Raw genomic sequence first — 21,653 nt, 5'->3', positions numbered from 1 at the left:
TATGTCGAACGTCGTTCGAAATTCTGCCAGACGGTAATGACGGAAGGGAGAGCAAGTCAATAGATCCGGCAAAGCGAGCCGACAGCCCGGGCAACTCGGTGCGGGCGCGTCGGTACTGGCCGGTCGTCGTACGGGTCGGCTCCTCCGACGGTCCCGCGAGGGAAGGAATCGGCGCGGTCGCACCGCTGGTCGCGGTGCTCGCCAGCGTCTTCGCGCCCGACGCGCTCCCCCGCCGAGCGGGGTTCTTCACCTCGTGGGCCGACCTCGCCATCCTGCGCAACACCCTGGTGCTCGGCGCTCTCGTCGGCCTGTGCGGAACGGCGCTGGGCTTCCTGTTCGCGTTCGTCCAGGCCAGGCTCGATGTGCCGGGGCAGAAGATCCTGCACGTCACCGCCCTGATACCGATCGTCAGCCCGCCCTTCGCGGCCGGCACGGCCACCGTCGTGCTGTATGGCGGCGCGGTGTCATCACGGTTGGCGTCGCTGTTCCACGGCGCCGTCGGATTCGCCTGGAGGAAGTACGAGTTGAGCTCGACGTCGTACTCGAACCGCGGCGGGAGAAGGAACGGCAGGCCGTCGGGCAGACCTGCCTCATCCAGCCACGACATCAAGTCATCAGGCTGTACGTCCAGGAAGGAACGCGTGGTCGTGGGCGGGGACAGGTCGCGGTTCACGAAGTGCACCGTCCACCCGGGTCTGCTCGACAACCCGCGGACACCACTGGGGATTTCGGGTCGCCGATGGGCAAGCGACGGTCCACGGAAAAGATCACGCCAGGTCGGGCGGTGTTGGCCATGTTCCCGACACGCGGTACCGTCGGTCCGATATCGATGACGGCAAGACGGAAGCCGGTGGGAATCCGGAACGGTCGCGCCACTGTGTGCCCTCGCCTCGCAGGAGGTGGCGGCGAGTCAGACCCGTAGCCGTCGTCCAATGCACCACCGAGATGGGACGCGAACTCCCAGAGGAGGCCCTGCCATGGCTCAGCATGTCGCCCAGCCGACCGCCACCACCCCCGTTCTCCCCGCCAAGCTGCCGATCGGCGCGATCGTCCCGTGGGCGGTCTTCTTCGGCATCCTGATGCTGGTCCTGCTCTACTTCGTCGGCGCCGAGCAGGGCGCCACCTCCGTCGTTTCCGGCTCGGATGTCCACGAGTGGGTCCACGACGCCCGTCACCTGCTCGGCTTCCCCTGCCACTGACGCAAGGGACACCGACCCTCATGAACTCCGCAACCGTACGGAACCTTCTCGTGCGGGGCATGCTCGCCGGTCTCGCTGCCGGCGTGCTCGCCCTCGTCGTCGCTTACTTCCTCGGTGAACCGAACGTCGACAAGGCGATCGCCTTCGAGGATGCCCACTCCCACGAGCACGAGATGGAGATCGTCTCCCGCTCCCTGCAGTCCACCGCCGGTCTCGCCACCGGTGTCCTCGTCTACGGCGTCGCGTTCGGCGGCATCGTCGCTCTGGCCTACTGCTTCGCGCTCGGCCGCGTCGGTCGCTTCAGCCCGCGGGCGACCGCACTGCTGCTGTCCGGCAGCGCGCTGCTGGCGGTCTACGTCGTTCCGTTTTTGAAGTACCCGGCCAACCCGCCCGCTGTCGGCGACCCCGACACCATCGGCAAGCGGACCACCCTGTACTTCCTGATGATGCTGCTCAGCGTCCTCCTGGCGCTCGCCGCAACGATTGTGGGCAAGCGCCTCGCGCCGAGCCTGGGAGCCTGGTGGGCGACCGTGATCGCGGTGGCCGCCTTCGTCCTGGTGATCGGGCTCGCGTACGAGTTCCTGCCCGTGATCAACGAGGTGCCGAAGGACTTCCCGGCCACCGTGTTGTGGCGCTTCCGGCTCTCTGCGCTGGCCATCCAGCTCACGTTGTGGACCGGATTCGGCCTGCTCTTCGGTGAGTTGGCCGAACGGCTGCTCAACCCCAAGCCCGTGTCGGCTGCCGCCACGGGCCGACGGCCGGTCGCCGCGCCCAACTGACATGACCCACCACACGCGAGAGGGCCCACGGAACCATCCGCGGGCCCTTCGCGTTCCTCGGACACCCGACTCCGACGACGACATGGCACATCGAGCAGACCCGGCCGGCCGAGCTGACCGAACAGCCGCGGACGGCCAGGGCGAGCAGCGGAGGACTCACGTGGCCAGAGGCCCCCAGCCCCGCCACATCACCCTCGGCGGTCGCGAGGCCGTCGCCCCGCCCGTCGAGGAGTTCGGGCAACTGGTCGCCGGCCGCCGCCGGATCGGTGGCCAGAGCGCCCGGGTCCGGGCGCTCGCCCAGCAGGCGAAACGGACGGAACGACTGCTGCGAGAACTGGAGACGCTGGTCGGAGCCGCGGAGGACGGCCGCGACGTGCCGGCCGGGACGGCACCGCCCACCTGCTCGTCGTCGTGCCACAGCGCCGCTGCGGAGAGGAACGCCGACACCGGTTGCCTGCGGTGCGCGATCGCGGCTCTGCTGCGCCGTCACCGGGATCAGGCGATCTGAAGCGCGTGCCGGGATCAGGCGACCTGAAGCGCGTGCCCCATCCGCAGGTTCCAGCGTCCGGCCCGCCCCGTGATCTCGGTCGCCGTCAGTGGCGCAACGTCCGCGCGCCAGAAGGCCCCCGCGGGCGCCCCCAGCACATGCACCACCATGGCCCGTACGACGTCCGGCTCCACCACGGCGAGCGTGTGGCCGTCCGTGTGCGACGCGGTGTCCAACCACCGCCTGATCCGTGAGCACAGGTCCCGCACCGATTCCCCGCCGTGGGGCGCGGAGTCCGGGTCGCCGAGCCACAGCGCGACCGCCTCCGGCTCGGACCTGCTGACCTGGTCGAGGGTCAGCCCCTGCCAGCGGCCCACATGCAGTCCCGCGAGTTCGGCCGGCGACTCACCCGCAGCCAGCCCGAGTGCCGCAGCGGTCTCCCGGCAGCGCACGCTGGGCGAGGTGACGACGCGCACGGCCGGGCGCAGGACCGCGGACGCCGCGCGGGCCTGCGCGGTGCCGTCGTCGTCGAGCGAGGTCATACCGTCGTCAAAGCGGGCCTGACGCAGTGACGGGCTCATGGCGGGCGAAATGAGAGTGACGCGGCTGGTCACGTGACCGTGCCTCCTGCCTCTGGCGGATAGGGCACGTACGATCATGCAGGACGCCGCCCTGGGCAAGTGGTGGTCCGGTACGTGGCCCTGCGGCACGCGATGTCCACCCGCAACAGCATCCACCCGAACCTGGACCACCCGGGCCTCGCCCACCACCTGATGGGCGTCGACATCCCCGCCTTGACGCCGAATCTGCGTGATGAGCCGCACCACCGGCTGGACCGCTCATGTCACCGAACAGCTCACCCACAACCCGCTGATCCGGCCCCTCGCACTACGCGGGACCGGACCAGCGGGTGGTACTGGCGGGTTCCTAGCCGCGCGCTACAACGACGTCGGCGTCGAGGTCGTCGATGGCCTGGACGATGTCGCCGCAGCGGCGCGAACGCTGGACTCACCCGGCCGACACCGCCCTGAGAACCCCAGCATCCGGTCACTGACCGGATGTACACAACGGTGCGTGAAGAGGAAGGTGAGCCGTCGGAGCGTCGCTGTGGGTCATACCGCCGGCGTGGAGAACGGGCTGCGCATCGGCCATCAGGCGCTTCCTTTCGTGTGCCGGCTCCGCCGACCTCGCCGAGTTGCGGAAGCGGCAGCACACCACGCAGGTCCAGGTTGCCGAAGCCATGGGTGTCGCCCAGGCCCGCGTCTCCCGCATCGAGAAGGGTCAGTTGGAGCGCAGCGAGGTCGACACCCTCGCTGCCTACGTCAGGGCGCTCGGCGGCAAGTTGAAGATCGTCGCTGACTTCGGTGACGAGACCTACGTCCTCGGCTGACCCGATCGGCGCGCTGTGGCCCAGGTTCATGCGCAGTTCGGTGGGCGAGCTCGTGTCCTGATGCCGGGGATGATGCTCCACCCCGAGACAAGGGGTGGAGCATCACTGCGTTGGTCAGGGACTTTGCTTGGCGAAGGTTCCGTCCTCCGGGCTGAACCCCAAGATGCGCCGCAGGTTCTCGGCCGCCCGCTACCTGAGTCGGCTTGTTCGTGTCGGATGCGGCGGGCGGGTGTCAGGAGGCGGGGACGGACACATTCTCAGGTACCGGCGGTCGGCCGGAGCGGGCCGGCCCACCAAGACCTGGGTCCGGGCGGGCCGTTGGGGAGGTCAAGGATCAGGGATCAGCACAGACAAGGATCCGTACCCCACCCCAGACCGGAGACGTCACTGTCCCTCAGCGCGCCGGAGTAGGCCTGTACCTCGTCCACGGCACCATGCAGGTACTCGCCCCAGCCGTCATCGGACCTGGCCCGGCCGATCTGGAGGGCACCGGTGCTGCGCCAGCCGTTGGGGAGGCTCGCGGTCGCCTGGGCGTTGGTGTAACCGTTGAGGTAGAGCTTGATCGTGTCGGTGGCGTCGTCGTAGACCACGGTGAGGCGCTGGCCTTGGCCCTCGCCTCCGTCCGCGCCCACGATCTGGGACACCACCTTCTCGGGGGCTCCGGCCTCGTCCTTCTCCGGCATCACCAGTTGCCAGGTGTGCGTGGACGGCTCGTAGCGCACCTTGAAGGCGTCGGTGTGCTCGCCCGCCTGCGAGAGCACGGTCATCGGGTGGGCGGGCTCGGAGTCCGCGAGGCGTACGACGACGCCGAGAGTGAAACTGTCCCCGGTGTCCACGACGGGCCCGTCGGCAGCGGCGTACCCGCTCTCGCCGTCCAGCAGCAGATGCCCGTCACCGACGAGTGGCGGCGGCACGTAGGTGCAGTCCGGGTCGATGTCCGGGATACAGGAACTGTCGGAGCCCCGGTAGATCGAAGCCCCCGCGCCGAGCCGCAGCGGCGCGCCGTCCGACTGCTCGGGGCTCACACCGTCCGTCGCGTTCTCCAGCGACCAGTGGCCGAGCGACTTCGGCTTGCGGTAGGCCAGTTCGGCTACCTCGTCCGGCACCACGACCCGGTCGTGAACCTGTACGTCGCCGATGTCCCCGTGCCACTGGTGCCCATAGCCGGCAGCACCGAGGGCGCGCCCGATCTGGAAAGCGCCGGCCGCCTCGGCGGGAGTCGCGTCGGCCGCGGTGCCGGCCTCGTGGCCGTTGACGTACAGCCGCGCCTTTCCGGTCTCGGCGTCGTACAGCCCCAGCAGATGGGCCCACTCGCCGGTCTCGGGGGCGCCGCCGGACACCTGTGCGCCGCCGATCGCGAACGACCAGGCGGCCCCGGAGTCCTGGCGGCGCAGCCCGAGGTCGAAGCCGGGCGCCCCGTCGGCATCCTGGCTGACGACGGTCATGCTCCGGTCGGTTTCGGCGGGCCGTACCCACGCGCTCACCGCGAAGGTCTTACGGATGTCGGTCGCCGGGGCGTCCGGGGTGAGAAAGCCGTCGCCGCTGCCGTCGAGGCCGACCGTGGTGGTGGCCGCGGTGCCTGTGGGCGCCGGGCCGCCGAAGTTCACGCCGGTCCCGGCACGGGCGGCGGTGCCGGTCTCGGCGGCGGCCGAGGTGGAGTCCGCCGGGTCGTCCAGCTTCCAGCGGGTGACGGGGGCACGGCCGGCCTTCACGTTGAAGTCGTAACGCGACTCCCCGCTGCTTCGGCCCGACCGGTCGATCGCGTGGACCGTCAGCGACTTGCGTCCCGCGGAGAGCGGCAGGTACGGAATGGTCACGGCCGCGCCCGGCCGCTCCGCGGAGACGGTGCCGTAAGGGCCGCCCCCGAAGCCGTACCTGTACGACACCACGTCGTCAGAAGGCGAGTCCATGGTGAAGTGGCCGTAGACGCCCACTCCGTCCACCCAGAACACGTCCTCCGGGTTGGGGTATTCGGGAGAGGTGATCGTCGCCTTCTCCGGGCTCACGTCGTCGTACACGAACGAGCAGACCGAGCCGTCGCCCTCGTCGCTCCACGCGGAGGTCGCCTTGCCGTCGTTCGCGCGGACATGCCAGGAGACGACGGTGTTCGCCGGGATGTCGTTCGGCATCGTCCAGTCCTGGCGCGACCCCGAGGAAAGAATGATGGTGGTGTAGGTACGCTGCTGTTTCACTCCGGCCGCGTCCGTCCACCAGGCTTCGAACTCGCCACTGAGCGGGCTGGATTCGGAGGGCTGGTTGTCCTCCTCCGGGTCGTACAGCACCGCACTGAGCCTGGGCGGCGCCGAAACGTATGGCGTGTCGTCACCGGTCGCGCACGCCTTGCCTCCCGACTGGAGGTCTTGGACAAGCGGCTGATTCGGCGGCAGGTTGCCCACCGCGTACGCCGTCCCGGCAGCCGTGGCCAGCAGTGCCGCCGCACAGCTCCCCACCACCGTCCGTCTGCGTCTGCCTGTCCTCGTGAACCTGGTCAAGTGGCCCTCCCCTGTGAATGCTTGACGCTCGTGGATCACACGAGCGCCTGAAGCTAACAGAGGCCACTGACAGCACGGAAAGGGTTTCCCGGCCGACCTGTTCCACAACTTCGGTGTGGTCGAAGCAGAACAACCAACACTGTTGGGAAGGCTCGACAGGGGGCACGTAAGTGCGGTCGTTGTTCGTGTTCGACCCGGACCGCCAGGCCGTGATCCTTTTGCCAAGATCCCCAAAGGACTCACAGTCAACGGTGGCTCTACCCGACGCTGCAGTCGAATACTGGACGGGCATGTCGGCGCCCAGCCGCGTCCAGGGCCCGGCGATCGTGTGGTCGGCGAGGTTGGCCCGGCGCTCGCATCCTGGTCTCGCTCACGGACCACGTCACCGAGACGCCAGACCGGACAGTGTGCTTCCGCGCGCCTCTAAGTGACGGCGGAGGAGAGCGTGGCGGCCGGGCGGCGATGGCGCCACATACGTACACGCAATACGTACTCCTACAGACGTGTCCCTGATGCGTGTGCCGTTTTCTTGCATGCATGACGACACCGAGCGTGAGAGCGCAGATGCCGAAGAGTGTCAGGCCGGCGTTGGTGGGGGTGTGGGTGCAGGCCGTGCTGAACCTGGCGGCGGGGTTCCTGTTGCTGGCCTTGGTGAATGACGCGGCGGATCACGGTCAGGACGAGGGGGCCGGGCTGCTCCGGTTCCTGGCGGTGCTGTCGCTGCTGATCGCCGGGGTGCTTCTGCTGTGCGGCGTCTTCGCGGGCAAGCGGTCGAACGGGATACGGGTCACAGTCATCGTCATCGAGGCGCTGAGCCTGCTGACCGGTGTGCTGGGCCTGTTCCAGGGAGCCGGCGTCTCGGGTCTCCCGAGCATCGTCTTCGCTCTCGCCGTGCTGCGGGGCTTCAGCAGCGCGGAAGCCAGGAACTGGTTCGACCGATGAGGTACGTACCGAGGCGCACACCCGGTCGGAACGACTCCGTCGTGGCTGCCGTCGCGGCCCTCGCCGTGGTCGTCCTGTTCGCCGGGGGCTGTTCGAGCGCCCACGGCACCTCTCGTGCCGGTGATGCGTCCGAGAGCGCGACGGGGGTGTCCGAGTCGCCGAGCCCTTCGCCGACCCCGTCTCTCACCCCTCCGTATCCGACCGGGGCGTCCGGTTGCCACGACAACAAGGGGTGGACGGTCGAGGAATCCAGGGACTGGGTTCGGCTCGTCGTCGACACGCCCAAGGAGAACTTCGGGGACAGCGAGGTGAGGGTTGGCAGCCTGCCCGGGTACAACGGGCCCCTCTGCCGGAAGATCACCGTGCAGGTCGAGTTCTGGAAGCTGGTGTACGGAGTCGCGAACGGCGCCGACAGGAAGCGCCTCTCGGACGGGACACGGCCCGCCTACTACTTCGACATCCGGCGGGTGAAGCGCGTCGAACTCCATGCGGACGCGAGCGTCGAGCGGAAGATCGCCCTGCCTGCGTCCCTCTACGCGACGGACCGCAGTCCCTGCGAGGGCGCCCTCCTCTCGATCACCCTGGGCAAGCCGCTGACGAGCAGAGAACTGCCCGAGGAGGTCGAGGTCGAGGTCGGCGGCGACAAGAGCCGCTGGGACAGCGCCACGGTGGACTTCCGGTCGCAGCGGGTCGCCGACTACGAACTGTCCGAGCCCTCGGCACCGCAGGTGTGCGGCCCGGACGGCAAGCCCACCGCCGACCCGGCCGATGTGCCCACACCGGGCTCCCAGCCGACGGACCTCTACCCGACGGACCTTTACCCGACAGACCTTTACCCGACGCCCGACAGAAGCTTCGACATCGGCGACGTCCTGCGCTCTCCCACACCCTGAACACACCCTGAACCTCCTCCGCGGGGAGCCGGGCGCGCACCGGCCTCTTCGCCACCACGTCAACAGGCCTTGCCCTCAAGACAGTTCGGCAGGGCCACCCGACCTCACCTTGGGGAATCACATGCGCATACGCGCTGCTGCCACCGTCCTTTCCGGCGCCGTCGTACTCTCGGCGCTCGTTGTTCCGGGTGCCGCCCAGGCGGTGGAGCATCCCGGGGCGGCGACGGATCTCCTGCCCTACGCCTCGCAGAACGTCCGGCCGCAGGACGCGCTGGGTGGTACCACCTTCACGGACGGGGTCGTCAACGCCGGCAAGGACATCGTTCTCGGCGTCACCGGCAAGAAGGCCGTCCCCGTCACGTTCACCGCCTTCGACGTGGAAGGCGTAGCCATCACCCAGGCGTTCCTGTGGCAGGGCACCGACAGTTCGAGCACGGACACCATCACCGGCGGTCTGGAGTCGGACGACTACCCCACCTGCACGGAGACGCCGGTCGAGGGCGGCTACAGCTACAGCTGCAAGACGGTCTTCACCATCGACCCCGCTGTCGCCTTCAAGGACGGCAACGGCACCGCGGGAACCTGGAAGCTCTTTCTGGGCGCCTACGACCTCTACGCGAACGCCAGTTACGACGACGACGTCACCAGAACCAAGATCAAGCGCGCAGCCAGGCTGACCGCCAACGCCTCCCCGGAGCCGGTGAAGAAGGGCAGGACCATCACGGTCACCGGCAAGCTGAGCCGCGCGAACTGGACCACGGGCAAGTACGCGGGATACGCGGCCCAGCCGGTGCAGTTGCAGTTCCGCAAGAAGGGCAGCAGCACCTACACCACCCTCAAGACGGTCAAGACCAGCCGCACCGGCACCCTGAGCACCACCACCAAGGCCGGCTCCGACGGCTACTACCGCTTCGTCTTCGCCGGCACCACCACGACCGGCACCGCGAAGGCGACCGGCGACTTCGTCGACGTCAGGTAGGCCGCTTCCCGGCCGAGACCGCGGTGGCCGGTCCGCACAGTCTCACTGGGCACCGCGGAGGGGGCACCCGGGCCGGACTCACCCGTTCCGGGAGGCCCGCTCCCTGCTCGTCCGGCACCGACGGACGTTCAAGGTGTCGAAGAATCCGACGCTCCGCAAACGGATTACCCCCGACAGGAATCCGGTGCTGTACGCCGAGCCACCACGTGCGGTGTTCACACGGAGCGAACGCCGAGGACGGCCGGATCGACGGCGGGGCGCCGCGTGCTGGCCGCCTGCCAGTCGGGGAAGACCACAGTGCCGCCGGAGCACGCGTGGTCGCCGGTGGGCAGTCGTCGTGGCCGGGGACCGGCGGCAGGGCCGTCATCTGCTCCCTCAACTCGGCGTGGCAGCACAGGGGTTCGCACCCCGATGCCGGTGATCACAACGCGTTGATCCGGTCCATGTGCGGATCTGCGACGGCTTCGCCCGGCACATCGGGGTGGCGCCGGTCCGAAGCCGGGGGCAACGGCATGGTGTGCCGGAGAGGCCCACGAGCCCGCCGCCGCAAGCAGCAGAGCGACGCCGTCGTCGGTGTCCAGGCGGCCAAGCAGCCTCGGCGCGAACCTGCGCGAACCCTCGCCATGTCCAGGCAGCAGCGCGCACCTCCCGCAGAGCCGCCTCCGCCAACTACCGGGCCCTGTGCGGCAGAAGCCACCTTGAGGGGCAACTCTGGACGAGAGGCGGGCGGTGGGCGGGGGCGGAGGGAACAGGCGGGCTGTCGGCCCCCTTCCGCCGCCGCCCCCGATCCGCTTTCGAGCCAGGCTCAAGGCACCGACCGCAGCCTGCTGGAGACCCGAGTAACGGACCGTGATGGGCTGCATGTACGGAGGCGATATGGCTCGGCGCGTTGTGATCACCGGCATCGGGGTGCGTACCCCGGGCGGCCTGGGAACGAAGGCGTTCTGGTCGTTGCTGAGCGATGGGCGGACGGCCACCCGGAGGATCTCCCGTTTCGACCCCTCGCCCTTCAGGTCCCGGATCGCGGGCGAGGTGGACTTCGACGCCGAGGCGGAGGGCTTCAGCCCGCGCGAGGTGCGCAGGATGGACCGCGCGACGCAGTTCGCCGTCGCCTGCACCCGGGACGCGGTCGCCGACAGCGGCCTCGAACCTGCGGCTCTGGACCCGTGCCGTATCGGGGTGAGCCTGGGCAGCGCGGTCGCGTCCGCGACCAGCCTCGAGCGGGAGTACCTGGTGCTGTCCGACAGCGGCCGACAGTGGCTGGTGGACGACGATTTCCTCTCCCCGCACATGGCCGACTACCTCAGTCCGGGGGTGATGCCCGCCGAGGTGGCCTGGAGCGTCGGCGCCGAAGGTCCGGTGACGATGGTGTCCGACGGCTGCACCTCCGGTCTGGACGCGGTCGGGCACGGCGTCCAGCTGATCCGTGAGGGAACCGTCGACGTCGTCCTCGCGGGGGCGTCCGACACTCCGATATCACCGATCGTCGTCGCCTGCTTCGACGCCATCAAGGCGACGACGCCCCGCAACGACGACCCGGAGCATGCCTCCCGCCCGTTCGACGGCTCGCGCAACGGTTTCGTCCTGGCAGAGGGTGCCGCGATGTTCGTCCTGGAGGAGTTCGAGGCGGCCCGGGCCCGCGGCGCGCAGATCTACGCCGAGGTCGGCGGATTCGCGACCCGCTGCAACGCGTACCACATGACCGGTCTGAAGAAGGACGGCCGGGAGATGGCCGAGGCGATCCGGGCGGCGCTCGACGAGGCCCGGCTCGACCGCACCGCCGTCGACTACGTCAACGCGCACGGTTCCGGCACCAAGCAGAACGACCGCCACGAGACCGCCGCGCTCAAACTGAGCCTCGGCGCGCACGCCTACGACGTGCCCGTGAGCTCCATCAAGTCGATGGTCGGGCACTCGCTCGGCGCCATCGGGTCCATCGAGATCGCGGCCTGCGCGCTGGCCATCAGGACCAACGTCGTACCGCCCACGGCCAATCTGCACACCCCCGATCCCGAGTGCGACCTGGACTACGTGCCGCTGACCGCCCGCGACCAGCAGGTGGACACCGTGCTCTCGGTCGGCAGCGGGTTCGGCGGGTTCCAGAGCGCGATGGTGCTGCACCGGCCCGAGGTCGCCGCATGAGCGGCCGTACGAGTGAGCGCGCGAGCCTGGCGACGGTCGACGCCCCTGGGCGCGACGCCTCTCCCGTGGTCGTCACCGGGGTCTCGGTGGTGGCGCCGGGCGGTCTGGGCACCGAGGAGTACTGGAAGTCCCTGCTCACCGGCCGCAGCGGCATCGGGGAACTCACCCGGTTCGACGTCCGGGGCTACCGGACACGGCTGGCCGGGCAGATCAGGGACTTCGAGGCCGCCGAGCACCTGCCCAGCCGGCTGCTGCCGCAGACCGACGTCTCGACCCGGTACGCGCTGGCCGCCGCAGAATGGGCGCTCGCCGACGCCGGTGTGAGCGCCGGGACTCTGCCCGACTACGACATGGGCGTGGTGACCTCCACCTCGCAGGGCGGCTTCGAGTTCACCCACCGGGAGTTCAACAAGCTCTGGAGCAAGGGCCCGCAACACGTCAGCGTCTACGAGTCGTTCGCCTGGTTCTACGCCGTCAACACCGGCCAGATCTCCATCCGGCACGGCATGCGCGGTCCGAGTGCCGCCCTCGTCGCGGAGCAGGCGGGCGGCCTGGACGCCGTGGGTCATGCCCGCCGTACCGTGCGGCGCGGCACCCGTCTGGTGCTGAGCGGCGGGGTGGACTCCGCCTTCGATCCGTGGGGATGGGTGGCGCAGTCGGCGAGCGGCCGGATCACGACGGCGACAGACCCGGCTCGCGCGTATCTGCCCTTCGACACCGCCGCGTCAGGGCACGTGCCCGCCGAGGGCGGCGCGATCCTGGTCGTCGAGGACGCAGCCTCGGCCCGACTGCGCGGTGCGGAGCAGATCTACGGCACGCTCGCCGGGTACGCGTCCACCTTCGATCCGCGGCCTGGCTCGGGCCGCCCACCGGGGCTGCGCCGTGCGGCCGAACTGGCGCTGGCCGACGCGGGGTTGGCGGCAGGCGACATCGACGTCGTCTTCGCCGACGCGGCCGGGGTGCCGGAGCTGGACCGGGCGGAGGCGGAAGCGATCAGCGGCCTGTTCGGGCCGGGCGCCGTGCCGGTGACCGCGCCCAAGTCCCTCACCGGCCGGATGTACGCGGGCGGCGGACCGGCCGACCTGGTGGCCGCGTTGCTCGCCGTCCGGGACGGTGTGGTCCCGGCGACCGCGCACACCACGTCGGTGCCGTCCGGCTACGGCATCGACCTCGTCCTCGGAGAACCCCGCGCGCTACCCGTCCGGGCCGCGCTGGTGCTCGCTCGCGGGCGCTGGGGCTTCAACTCGGCGGTCGTCGTGACCGCTCCGGCGGACTGACGTTCCCCATCCCGTACTTCGATCCACCTCACACGTCGATCCACCTCGTACTCCGACCCATCGATCACTTCCTGGCAGGAGACCAAGTCATGGCACAGATCCACATGGACGACCTCCGGCGCATCCTCGTCGCCTGCGCGGGCGAGGACGACGGCATCGACCTGAGCGGCGACATCCTCGACACCCCGTTCGGTGACCTGGGGTACGACTCACTCGCCCTGATGGAGACCGCCGCCCGGATCGAGCGCGACTACGGAGTCGCCCTCGCGGACGACGTGATCGCCGACGCGGGGACGCCGCGCGCCCTGCTCGACCTGGTCAACCGGGCCGTCCCGGCGGACGCCCGATGACGAACGGACCCGGCCTGCGGCACACCGAGCACAGCCGGGTGGTCCTGGCGCCGCCCGGGCCGCTGTACGACCTGGTGGCGGACGTGACGCTGTGGCCGGCCGTCTTCGGCCCCACCGTGCACGCCCTCCGGCTCGAAGGAGACCGGGACAGCGAGCGGATCCGGCTCTGGGCGACGGTGAACGGGCGGGTGAGCGACTGGGTGTCGCGCCGGACCCTCGACACCGCCAGGCGCACGGTCGGTTTCGAGCAGGAGGTCAGCAGTGCGCCGGTCGCCTCGATGGGCGGCGAGTGGCTCTTCCGTGAGCTGGACGGCGGCCGGACCGAGGTGGTGCTGCGGCACCACTTCACGGTCGTCGACGACGAACCGTCCGCGGTGACCTGGGTGCACGAGGCGCTGGACCGCAACAGCGCGGCGGAACTCGCCGCGCTCGCCCGGATCGTGGAGACCGGGCATCCGCCGCGGGAGATCGTGTTCTCGTTCACCGACACCCTCGCGCTGACCGGCCCGCCCGAGGCGGCCTACGAGTTCGTGGCCCGGGCGGACCTGTGGCCCGAGCGGCTTCCGCACGTCGCCGGGGTCACGCTCACCGAGACCGCGCCCGGGGTGCAGGACCTGCGGATGGAGACGGCGACAGCGGACGGCTCAACCCACACCACCCATTCGGTACGGGTGTGCCGGCGGCCGGAGTGGATCGCGTACAAGCAGGTCGTCACCCCGGAGCTGCTGCTCGGGCACAGCGGGCTGTGGACGTTCGGCGAGGGACCGGACGGGCCGTTCGCCACCGCGAGCCACACGGTGGCCCTGAACCCGGAGGCGGTGTCCCGGGTACTGGGGAGGGGCCGCACGACCGCCGACGCGCGGCGGCATGTGCGGGAGTTGCTCGGCGACAACAGCCGCACCACGCTGTCGCACGCCGCCGGGCAGGAGGCGCCGGTCCGGTAGCGGAAGAGGAGCGAGGCGAGGGTCCCGGCGATGAACCACCGCCGGGGCCCTTGCCGTTCAGCCTTCCGTGACGCGGGTCCGGGCGAGCAGGGCGGGCCCGTCAAGGAGGCCTGTGACGACGCCGTTCATGCCCTTCGACGGCTGTTCCCAGCGATATCCCCATGCGGGTCCGGTGCCGTCCGGGCCGCCCAGCACGACCTCGACCACGCCGCCCGGCCCGGCGGTCGCCGTCCAGGTCAGGCACGGCAGGGTGAAGGCCGTACCGGACACGAACGGCCCGGGAGCGTGCAGCAGCAGCGCACCGCCGGCCTCTTCGGTGTACGGCTCCGTGTCGCCGAGGCCGCTGCCTCCGGACAGGGCGCCGCCGCTCGCGTCCGCTCCCCGTGGAGGCACGAAGCCCAGCCGCAGGTCCCGGACGAGGCTGCTGAACCGGGGGCTGAAGGTGAGCGGTTCAGGCTGTACGGCGATGGTGAACGACTCGCCGGGACGCACCGCCTCGGGGGCCGTGACGGCGAAACCGAGGCGGTAGGGGATGTCATGGGTGTCACCGGCGGGCTCGGTGTACACCTGGCAGGTCAACGCGACCGTCGCGGCGGCCGTGGTGGGCGCGGCCATCCCGTCACCCTTCCCGCACGGCGGTGACCAGTCCGCCCGCACCGGTACCGGTGCGGGCGTCGAGGAGGGCCTCTCGTCCGTAGCGCCGGTGCAGTTCCTCCATGGTCGGGGCGTCGGCCGGCCGCCAGCCGTGTCGGATCAGCCAACCTGACGGATCGGGCTGGGTGGAGCGCCACGGGGCGTTGATCGAGGACTGCATGCGCTTGAAGCCGCTGACGTCACCGCGGTACGTGGTGGTGGGGTTGACGACCTCGATGCCGAGCCGGCTGCCGGGCGCGGACAGCTCGCCGACCCGGTCGACGAGCCGGTCGTTGTCGGTTTCGGTCAGATACGGCAGCAGTCCCTCCGCGAGCCATGCGGTCGGCGCCTGTGGACTGAATCCGGCGTCCGCCAGGGCGGCGCCCCAGTCCTCGCGCAGATCGGCCGGGACGGTCGTGCGTGCGCGTCCGGCGGGCTCGGCGGCCTCGCCCAGGACGTCGTACTTGAAGTCGAGGACATCCGGCAGGTCTATCTCGAACACCCGGGTTCCGGCAGGCCAGTCGAGCCGCAGGGCGCGGGTGTCCAGGCCGGCGGCGAGGATGACCACCTGGGTACAGCCGCCCCGGGCCGCGGCCAGCAGGTAGTCGTCGAACAGCGCGGTCCGCAGGGCGATGTAGCCGCCGAACACCTTCATGCCGGCGACCGTCTCGTCGCCGACCGCGTCCACGAACGCCTTGGCGTACGAGTCGTCGAAGAGCCGGTCCTCGCGGGCGCTCTCGCGTGCCCGGGCCAGCGCCACGCCGACCGCCGTCAGTCCGACGCCCTCGGGCAGCCGGCGTCCGTCACCCTGTGGCGGTGTGCTGCCGAGTCGTGTCTGGTCGAGCTCGCCCATGCGCGCTCCCCTTCCCTTCCCTGTGTCGGGTCCCGGTATGCCGGGTCTCCGTCTGGCCGCCGGATGCCGGCCGCCGTCCACTTGTGTCAGGTGCCGCTCGACTTCCACTGGAAGCGGCCGAAAGCCGCCGCCGGGCGGGAGCGCGCCTCGTACGGGCCGCCGTGCACGAGCCATGCTTGAGCCCCGGTCGAGTCCCCTCGGCCAGCCTGACGGCGGACGTGCGGCACCACCGCACCCGACGAACGGAGGTCGTTCCCAGTGACTGGTGATCAGCGGCAGAAGACCCACCCGGCTGCCGTCGCCGACCGCCCGGCTCGGCGTCGGCTGCGGGTCGGCGGTGATCTGCCGTACTTCGACGATCCGGCCGAACTCCGCGACTACGCCCAGGCGTTCGAGGATCTCGGCTACGACCATCTGGGCTTCGGCGAGCATGTGCTCTCGGCCCGGACGGACGACTGGCCCTCCGAGATCTCCCCGTGCGCGCCCTGGCGCGAGTCGTTCACCCAGGCCGCCTATCTCGCGGCGGTCACCTCCCGGGTGGAGCTGACCGCCGCCGTCCTGCTGCCGCAGCGGCCGGTGGCGCTCGCCGCCAAGCAGGCCGCCGAGGTGGACATCCTGTCCGGTGGGCGGCTCAGGCTGTCGGTGAGCGTCGGCTGGAACCGGGAGGAGGTCCGCGCCCTCGGCGTGGATCCGGCCGTCCGCGGCCGGCTGATCGAGGAACAGATCGCGGCGATGCGGCTGCTGTGGGAGGAGCCGGCGGTCACTTACGGCGGTGAGTTGGTGCAGCTGCGGGACGTGGCGCTCAACCCCCGCCCCGCGCGGCGGCTGCCGGTGTGGATGGGCGGCGGCGACTTCGCCGGGGGAGGCGTGCCACGGCCCGCCGTCCTGGACCGGATGGCGCGACTGGCGGACGGCTTCAGGATGTTCGGGCCGCTGATGCGGGACATGGAGGCCGGGATGAAGGTCGTCGCGGAACTGCGCGCACTCGTCGCCCGGCACGGCCGGGACGAGGAGGCCTTCGGGATCGAGGCGCGGATCCCGCTGCAGCTGGTGCCCGAGGAGGAGTGGGCCGCACGCCTCGCCACCTGGCGGGACGCCGGGGCCACGCACGTCTCGCTGTCCAACCGGCGCGGCGCGGGCGGCGCGGACGCCGAGATCGCCAGGCTGGCCCGGTTCGCGGACCTGACCCGACAGGACTGGTGACACCGCAGTGCCACGCCGGCCGGCCCCCGTCACCGGGTACGGGTGTCAGTCGGCGTCCGTCGCCACGTCCCGGGCGTGCACGCCCGGGACGTCGGGGTCGAGGTTCCACGCGACGACGCGGGCCGGGTGGATGCGGATCAACTCGCCGCTGAAGTACGGGTTGGGCGGAGCCTGGTCGCGCAGCGCCTCGGCACGGCCGCGAATCTCGATGCCCCGGCCGCGGAACGGGGAGTTCGTGCTCCCGGCGGGCGCGAAGTCGTCGACGACGAACGAGACCTCCGGGTGCGCCTCGATGTTGCGGAACTTGCGGCTGGCGGCGAGGTTCGGGCCGCCGATGTCGACGGTGCCGGTGTCCGTGTCGAGGACGAAGCTGACCGGACGGTTCTGCGGCTCGCCGGACGGGCCGACCGTCGCCAGGCGGCCGTGTCCCTGCGTGGCCAGATAGCTCAGTTCCGCCTCGCTGAACGGCGCGGTCATCGGGCGCTCCCCTCGTCGGGTTCGGTCACGGTTTCTTCCGGGAACCGCGGTGCGGTGGCTCCGAGATGGCGAACGAGCCGGCGCAGCTGCTCGCCGTAGGACTCGGTGAACTCCGGTGAGCCGGGTTCCAGACCGGTCACCTGACGGGCCGTCTGCGGCAGCAGGATGGGGGCCAGGATGACGCCCATGAGCGCCAGCCGGACGAAACCGGGGTCGAGGTCGTCGGCGATCTCGCCCCGCTCCTGGGCGTTGCCCAGGTTGGCCACGTCCTGGCCGAGCGTGGCGTCGTCGTACGTGTCCGCCGTCGACTCGCCGGTCAGGCCCCGCCAGATGAGCAGCCGGGCCGGGCGCGGGTCCGCGAGGCCGGCGCCCAGGTAGCGGCTGGCGATCTCCTCCAGCGGCAGGTCCGGGTCGGCGAAGACCGTCTCGTGCTCCGCCCAGCCGCGCTGGATCTCGTGGTAGAGCCCTTCCTTTCCGCCGAAGTAGTAGTTGATCAGCTGCTTGTTGACGCCTGCGCGGGCCGCGATGTCCTGGACGCGGGCGCCCGCGAAGCCCTTCTCGGCGAACTCGTCCAGGGCTGCCTCGCACAGCGCCCTGCGGGATCGCTCGGCGTCCCGCTGCCGCTCCTCGGGGGCGGGGGAGCGGCGTGACCCCTGCCGTCCGCTCGCCGCCGGTGGGGTCTCCTCGGCCGTGGGGCCGGTCGTCGGGCTCATGGGCTCCAGCCTAGCAAACGTATCAACCACACACCTGACTGAATCAGCCAACTTCCCGCCTTAATCAACCAGTCGTTTGACAGAGGAGAACGTCCGGTTGAGACTGCTGGTGTGACAGCTTCCCCCAGCAATGAACCGGACCGCGCGACGCAACAGCCGGGACTGACGCCCGAGGCACGGCGAGCCGTGATCGTCGTGCTCGTCGGCGCCGTACTGGCCTTCCTGGACGCGACCATCGTCAACGTCGCCCTCGACTCGCTGTCGTCGGCGCTGCACAGCTCCCTGCGGACCATCCAGTGGGTAGTCACCGCCTACCTCCTCGCCCAGGCGGCGGTCCTCCCCATGACGGGGTGGGCCGCGCGGAAGATCGGCCCACGGCGCCTGTACGTGGCGTCGCTGCTGCTGTTCACCCTCGCCTCGGTGGCCTGCGGACTGGTCGACACCGCCTGGGCCCTCATCGCCGCCCGGACCGTCCAGGGCATCGGCGGCGGCATGATGATCCCGGCCGGGCAGATCATCCTGGTCACGGCGGCCGGGCCGCAGGGGCTGGCCCGGGTGATGGGCGCGGTCGGCATCCCGATGGTGCTGACCCCGGTCTTCGGCCCCACCGTCGGCGGCCTGCTGGTCGATCACGCCGGCTGGCAGTGGATCTTCCTGATCAACCTGCCGCTGGGTGTGGCCGGTCTGGCCCTCGCGCTGCGCCTGCTGCCCGCCGACCGGCGGGGGGAGGACCCCGGGCCGCTGGACATGACCGGGCTGATCCTCGTCTCGCTTGGCATGGTCGGCATCACCTTCGGACTGTCCGAGGCGGGCAGCGACCACGGGCTCGGCTCGGTCCAGGTGCTCGGCTCGTTCCTGGCCGGCCTGGCGCTGACCGCCGCGTTCGTGCTGCGCGCCCTGCGGGTGCGGCATCCGCTGCTCGACGTACGGCTCTACCGCGACCGGTTGTTCGGCTCCGCCTCGTTCGTGACCTTCGTCTTCGGCGCGGCCACCTACGGCGGAATGATCCTCATGCCGCTCTACTACCAGGTGGTCCGGCACGAGGACGCCTCGACGACCGGCCTGCTGCTCGCACCCCAGGGCATCGGCGCCGCCGTCGCCATGGGCCTGTCGAGCCGGCTGTTCGAGAAGATCGGCAGCCTCACCTGTGTGATCGGGGCGGCGGTCAGCGTGGTCGCCAGCGTGCCGTTCGTGCTCATCGGGGCCGACACCTCGTACTGGCTGCTCGGCCTGGCCATGGTGGTACGGGGCCTGGGCATCGGCCTGTCCGTCATGCCCGCCATGACGGCCGCCTTCCAGGCTCTCGACCCCGGTCAGATCAACGACGCGACACCGCAGCTCAACATGGCGCAGCGGATCGGCGGTTCCATGGGCACGGCCGTGTTCGTCGTGGTGCTCCAGCGGCACCTGGCCGGCGGCACCGGGCCGTCCGACCAGGCGGCGGCGTTCGGCACCACGTTCTGGTGGGTGCTCGGCACCGCCGTACTGGCCGTGCTGCCGACCCTGCTGATGGCGGCCGTCGAGCGCAGCCGCCGCCAACAGGGCACGGTGTCAGCCGAGGACAGCGGGCGGCCCGCCGTGGACGAGGTCGGTACGGCCTGAGCGGGCCGTCGGTCGCGTCGCCCCGCTCACGCGGTGTCCGACGAGGGTGCCGTGGTCCGCTCGGACCGCGGCACGGTTCCCAGGTCCCTCGGGACCGCCACGGCCGCGGGTCGGCGGGGGCGGGACCAGCGCCGCATCACCGGCATCTCGACCAGCGAGTGCAGCAGCCAGGCGACCGGCAGACAGGCGGCCAGGAACAGCAGGCTGAGCCCCGCCGCCTGCCAGCCGGACAGCCCCGTGCCGAACCCGATCGCCCGGGTGCCGTAACTGAGCACCAGCTGATGGACCATGTAGAGAGCGAAGGACACCTCGCCCAGCCAGACGGCCACCCGCCCGCGCAGCGGCGAGTACCGCCCGCTCAGGTCGGCGGCCGCACCGGCCGGGATGAGCAGGGCCAGCGGCACGACGGTCAGGGCGACCGTGCCGTACTGGCCGGGGGCGTACAGCGCACCGGCGTAACCGGCGAGGAAGAGCACCGCGGCCGGCCCGAGCCCGACCGGAAGCCAACGGCCGAGGACCACCAGCCGGGCCAGGAACATCCCGAGCACGAACTCGAAGGCCCGCGCCAGCGGGAAGAAGTACACGAACCACAGCTGCGTGACCGAGTAGTCCATACGGGGCGACAGATGCGGGCCGTCGTCGAGGAAGAGCGCGGAGACGACCGGCAGGCACCACACGGCGAGCACGGCGCCCGCCGCACCCCACCACAGCGCCCGCACGGAGAGCCGGTTCACCAGCGGCAGCAGGAACGGGAACGCGGCGTAGAACAGCAGCTCGCTGCAGAGCGACCAGCTCACCTGGTTGATGCCGGTGAGGACGTCGTACCGCGGGATCCAGGACTGCACGAGCAGCAGGTTGGGCACCAGCTGCCCCGCGGTGAACGCGTCGCCGAACCCCAGCATCAGCACGACCGCCGCCAGCGCGGTCACCAGATGGGTGGGGTAGATCTTGCACAGCCGGCGCCGCCAGAAGGCGCGTGCCGTGGTGCCCGGCCGCGCCGACCAGGTCAGGACGAAGCCGCTGAGCACGAAGAAGAACGACACACCCGTCGAACCGGCGGCGCTCCACCAGAAACCCGGGCCGGTGCCCGAGATCCAGCTCGCGGGCAGCAGGATGAAGAAGGCGTGCGAGAAGAAGACCATTCCGGAGGCGGCGAACCGCATTCCGGTGAGGGTCGGCAGGGCGGGGCGGCGCGACTGCGCCGCCGTCTCCACGGAACCGATTGTTTCCATCTGCCGCCCCCTCACCTGCTCGGCGGCGTCCAGCCGCTGCGGTGCAGGAGGTCGGCGAAGGTCAGCAGGTCCGGGTGGGCGGCCCGCAGCGCGGGGATGTCGGCCCGGTAGCCGATGTCGTTGAACCACTCGAACGTCTTCGCCATCCAGACGTCCTTCTTGGCCAGCTCCTCCAGCGGGATGAACTCGTAGCGGGCCGGGCGGCCGGTGTGCGCCGCGAAGGCGTCCGCGATCTCCGGCCCGGTCAGCGCCTCACCGGCGACCTCCAGGCTGCGCCCCACGAAGGAATCCGGGTCGTCGAACGCGTCGGCGACGAAGTGGCCCATGTCCTGGGAGGCGATCACCTGCAGCTTGGTGTGCGGATACAGAGCGCGGCGGAACACCAGCGTGCCGTCCGCGTCGGGCTCGGGCGGCAGGTCCAGGAAGTTCTCCATGAAGTAGACCGGGCGCAGGAAGGTGGTGGGCACGCCCGCCGTGCCGATCGCCTGCTCGGCGCGGAGCTTGGTCTCCCGCCAGCCCACGCCTCCCGGCTTCTCCACGCCGCCGACGGAGCTGTGCACGAGGTGCCGGACACCGGCCCGGCCGGCCTCCTCGGCGAACAGCCGGGCGTGCCGCTCCTCACCGTCCAGGCCGTTGCCGTGGGTCGGGGTGAACACCGTGAACAGACCGTGGGCGCCGGCCAGAGCCGACCGCACCGCCTGCCGGTCGTCGAACTCGCCCGGCACCAACACGGCGCCCTTGGCGGCCAGTTCCCGGGCGGCGGGCTTGTCGGGGTCACGCACCAGCGCGTGCACCGTCCAGCCCCGGTCCAGCAGATGCCGGGCGGCGCTGCCGCCCTGGCGGCCGGTTGCGCCCAGGACCAGGATCCATCGCTTGTCGTCTGCCGTCATCACGGTCTCCTCGGATAGCCGGTGTCAGCCGGAGTGCTGCGCCGCGGAACGCCCGTGCGCCGCGCGGCCAGCGTCACCGCCACCGCTCGAATCCGACTTGAGATGAGCCGCCGGCACGGAGTGCGAGCCGTCTTCGAGCGCTCTTCGAGAACCCGCCGGAAGCCTTGCCCAGGGAT

22 protein-coding genes and 1 pseudogene are annotated in these 21,653 nt (G+C 70.8%); 15 read left to right on the top strand and 8 right to left on the bottom strand.

Annotated elements, in window-relative coordinates:
* Positions 1-98 precede the first annotated feature (98 nt).
* The 4 genes from ACZ48Z_RS09165 (at position 99) to ACZ48Z_RS09150 (ending at position 2,486) form a co-directional block, all read left to right on the top strand.
* Positions 99-833, top strand: coding sequence for a hypothetical protein (locus ACZ48Z_RS09165; RefSeq protein WP_468735156.1), 735 nt, complete (start codon positions 99-101; stop codon positions 831-833).
* A gap of 144 nt (positions 834-977) precedes the next feature.
* Positions 978-1,199: a CbtB domain-containing protein gene (locus ACZ48Z_RS09160; protein WP_468735155.1), complete on the top strand. Its 222-nt coding sequence runs from the start codon at positions 978-980 to the stop codon at positions 1,197-1,199.
* A gap of 20 nt (positions 1,200-1,219) precedes the next feature.
* The gene (locus tag ACZ48Z_RS09155) at positions 1,220-1,978 is read left to right on the top strand and encodes a CbtA family protein (RefSeq protein ID WP_468735154.1); all 759 of its coding nucleotides are present in this window, start codon (positions 1,220-1,222) and stop codon (positions 1,976-1,978) included.
* A 160-nt stretch (positions 1,979-2,138) separates the two neighbouring features.
* The gene (locus tag ACZ48Z_RS09150; protein ID WP_468735153.1) at positions 2,139-2,486 is read left to right on the top strand and encodes a hypothetical protein; all 348 of its coding nucleotides are present in this window, start codon (positions 2,139-2,141) and stop codon (positions 2,484-2,486) included.
* A gap of 14 nt (positions 2,487-2,500) precedes the next feature.
* On the opposite strand, the gene ACZ48Z_RS09145 is transcribed toward ACZ48Z_RS09150, so the two are convergent.
* Positions 2,501-3,079 carry a histidine phosphatase family protein gene (locus ACZ48Z_RS09145; protein WP_468735152.1) on the bottom strand — a complete coding sequence of 193 codons (579 nt, stop codon included), beginning with the start codon at positions 3,077-3,079 and terminating at the stop codon, positions 2,501-2,503.
* A gap of 78 nt (positions 3,080-3,157) precedes the next feature.
* Here ACZ48Z_RS09145 and ACZ48Z_RS09140 point away from each other — a divergent pair.
* Positions 3,158-3,396 (top strand): annotated as a pseudogene (locus tag ACZ48Z_RS09140) (citrate/2-methylcitrate synthase); the annotation flags it as partial.
* 309 nt (positions 3,397-3,705) lie between these two features.
* The gene (locus ACZ48Z_RS09135) at positions 3,706-3,855 is read left to right on the top strand and encodes a helix-turn-helix domain-containing protein (RefSeq protein WP_468735151.1); all 150 of its coding nucleotides are present in this window, start codon (positions 3,706-3,708) and stop codon (positions 3,853-3,855) included.
* 341 nt (positions 3,856-4,196) lie between these two features.
* Here the strand turns inward: ACZ48Z_RS09135 and ACZ48Z_RS09130 are convergent, their stop codons facing one another.
* Positions 4,197-6,308, bottom strand: a complete 2,112-nt coding sequence (locus tag ACZ48Z_RS09130; RefSeq protein WP_468735242.1) for a LamG domain-containing protein — start codon at positions 6,306-6,308, stop codon at positions 4,197-4,199.
* Between the two features lie 576 nt (positions 6,309-6,884).
* Here ACZ48Z_RS09130 and ACZ48Z_RS09125 point away from each other — a divergent pair.
* The 7 genes from ACZ48Z_RS09125 (at position 6,885) to ACZ48Z_RS09095 (ending at position 13,874) form a co-directional block, all read left to right on the top strand.
* Positions 6,885-7,289, top strand: a complete 405-nt coding sequence (locus ACZ48Z_RS09125) for a hypothetical protein (protein WP_468735150.1) — start codon at positions 6,885-6,887, stop codon at positions 7,287-7,289.
* 41 nt (positions 7,290-7,330) lie between these two features.
* Positions 7,331-8,182, top strand: a complete 852-nt coding sequence (locus tag ACZ48Z_RS09120; protein WP_468735149.1) for a hypothetical protein — start codon at positions 7,331-7,333, stop codon at positions 8,180-8,182.
* Positions 8,183-8,303: 121 nt separating this feature from the next.
* Positions 8,304-9,161 carry a hypothetical protein gene (locus tag ACZ48Z_RS09115; protein WP_468735148.1) on the top strand — a complete coding sequence of 286 codons (858 nt, stop codon included), beginning with the start codon at positions 8,304-8,306 and terminating at the stop codon, positions 9,159-9,161.
* An 876-nt stretch (positions 9,162-10,037) separates the two neighbouring features.
* Positions 10,038-11,303, top strand: coding sequence for a beta-ketoacyl-[acyl-carrier-protein] synthase family protein (locus ACZ48Z_RS09110; RefSeq protein WP_468735147.1), 1,266 nt, complete (start codon positions 10,038-10,040; stop codon positions 11,301-11,303).
* Positions 11,300-12,580 (top strand): ketosynthase chain-length factor, encoded by a 1,281-nt coding sequence (locus ACZ48Z_RS09105; protein WP_468735146.1) that lies wholly within the window; start codon positions 11,300-11,302, stop codon positions 12,578-12,580. Before ACZ48Z_RS09110 ends, ACZ48Z_RS09105 begins: the two co-directional genes overlap by 4 nt.
* Before the next feature lie 89 nt (positions 12,581-12,669).
* Complete coding sequence (locus ACZ48Z_RS09100) at positions 12,670-12,930, top strand: acyl carrier protein (RefSeq protein WP_468735145.1); 261 nt, start codon at positions 12,670-12,672, stop codon at positions 12,928-12,930.
* Positions 12,927-13,874 carry an aromatase/cyclase gene (locus tag ACZ48Z_RS09095; RefSeq protein ID WP_468735144.1) on the top strand — a complete coding sequence of 316 codons (948 nt, stop codon included), beginning with the start codon at positions 12,927-12,929 and terminating at the stop codon, positions 13,872-13,874. The genes ACZ48Z_RS09100 and ACZ48Z_RS09095 overlap by 4 nt, the downstream gene beginning before the upstream one ends.
* Positions 13,875-13,931: 57 nt before the next feature.
* Here the strand turns inward: ACZ48Z_RS09095 and ACZ48Z_RS09090 are convergent, their stop codons facing one another.
* Together ACZ48Z_RS09090 and ACZ48Z_RS09085 are read right to left on the bottom strand one after the other, a co-directional pair.
* Complete coding sequence (locus ACZ48Z_RS09090; protein WP_468735143.1) at positions 13,932-14,489, bottom strand: hypothetical protein; 558 nt, start codon at positions 14,487-14,489, stop codon at positions 13,932-13,934.
* 4 nt (positions 14,490-14,493) lie between these two features.
* Entirely contained in the window at positions 14,494-15,360 is an 867-nt protein-coding gene (locus ACZ48Z_RS09085; RefSeq protein WP_468735142.1) for an SAM-dependent methyltransferase, read from the bottom strand.
* A gap of 258 nt (positions 15,361-15,618) precedes the next feature.
* Here ACZ48Z_RS09085 and ACZ48Z_RS09080 point away from each other — a divergent pair, with 258 nt between their 5' ends.
* Positions 15,619-16,563, top strand: coding sequence for a TIGR03619 family F420-dependent LLM class oxidoreductase (locus tag ACZ48Z_RS09080; protein WP_468735141.1), 945 nt, complete (start codon positions 15,619-15,621; stop codon positions 16,561-16,563).
* Positions 16,564-16,608: 45 nt separating this feature from the next.
* Here the strand turns inward: ACZ48Z_RS09080 and ACZ48Z_RS09075 are convergent, their stop codons facing one another.
* On the bottom strand, positions 16,609-17,040 hold the full coding sequence (locus ACZ48Z_RS09075; protein ID WP_468735140.1) for a PPOX class F420-dependent oxidoreductase: 432 nt from the start codon (positions 17,038-17,040) through the stop codon (positions 16,609-16,611).
* Positions 17,037-17,753, bottom strand: a complete 717-nt coding sequence (locus tag ACZ48Z_RS09070) for a TetR family transcriptional regulator (RefSeq protein ID WP_468735139.1) — start codon at positions 17,751-17,753, stop codon at positions 17,037-17,039. Before ACZ48Z_RS09070 ends, ACZ48Z_RS09075 begins: the two co-directional genes overlap by 4 nt.
* Before the next feature lie 111 nt (positions 17,754-17,864).
* Here ACZ48Z_RS09070 and ACZ48Z_RS09065 point away from each other — a divergent pair, with 111 nt between their 5' ends.
* Positions 17,865-19,355, top strand: a complete 1,491-nt coding sequence (locus ACZ48Z_RS09065; RefSeq protein WP_468735138.1) for a DHA2 family efflux MFS transporter permease subunit — start codon at positions 17,865-17,867, stop codon at positions 19,353-19,355.
* A gap of 26 nt (positions 19,356-19,381) precedes the next feature.
* Here ACZ48Z_RS09065 and ACZ48Z_RS09060 read toward each other — a convergent pair whose 3' ends face one another.
* Complete coding sequence (locus tag ACZ48Z_RS09060; RefSeq protein ID WP_468735137.1) at positions 19,382-20,587, bottom strand: acyltransferase family protein; 1,206 nt, start codon at positions 20,585-20,587, stop codon at positions 19,382-19,384.
* An 11-nt stretch (positions 20,588-20,598) separates the two neighbouring features.
* Positions 20,599-21,477 (bottom strand): NmrA/HSCARG family protein, encoded by an 879-nt coding sequence (locus ACZ48Z_RS09055; RefSeq protein WP_468735136.1) that lies wholly within the window; start codon positions 21,475-21,477, stop codon positions 20,599-20,601.
* Positions 21,478-21,653: the final 176 nt, after the last annotated feature.

Source organism: Streptomyces sp. NPDC031225, from assembly GCF_055570355.1.
The sequence above is the reverse complement of the archived record's forward strand: the minus strand, read 5'-3'. Positions and strand labels throughout refer to the sequence as shown.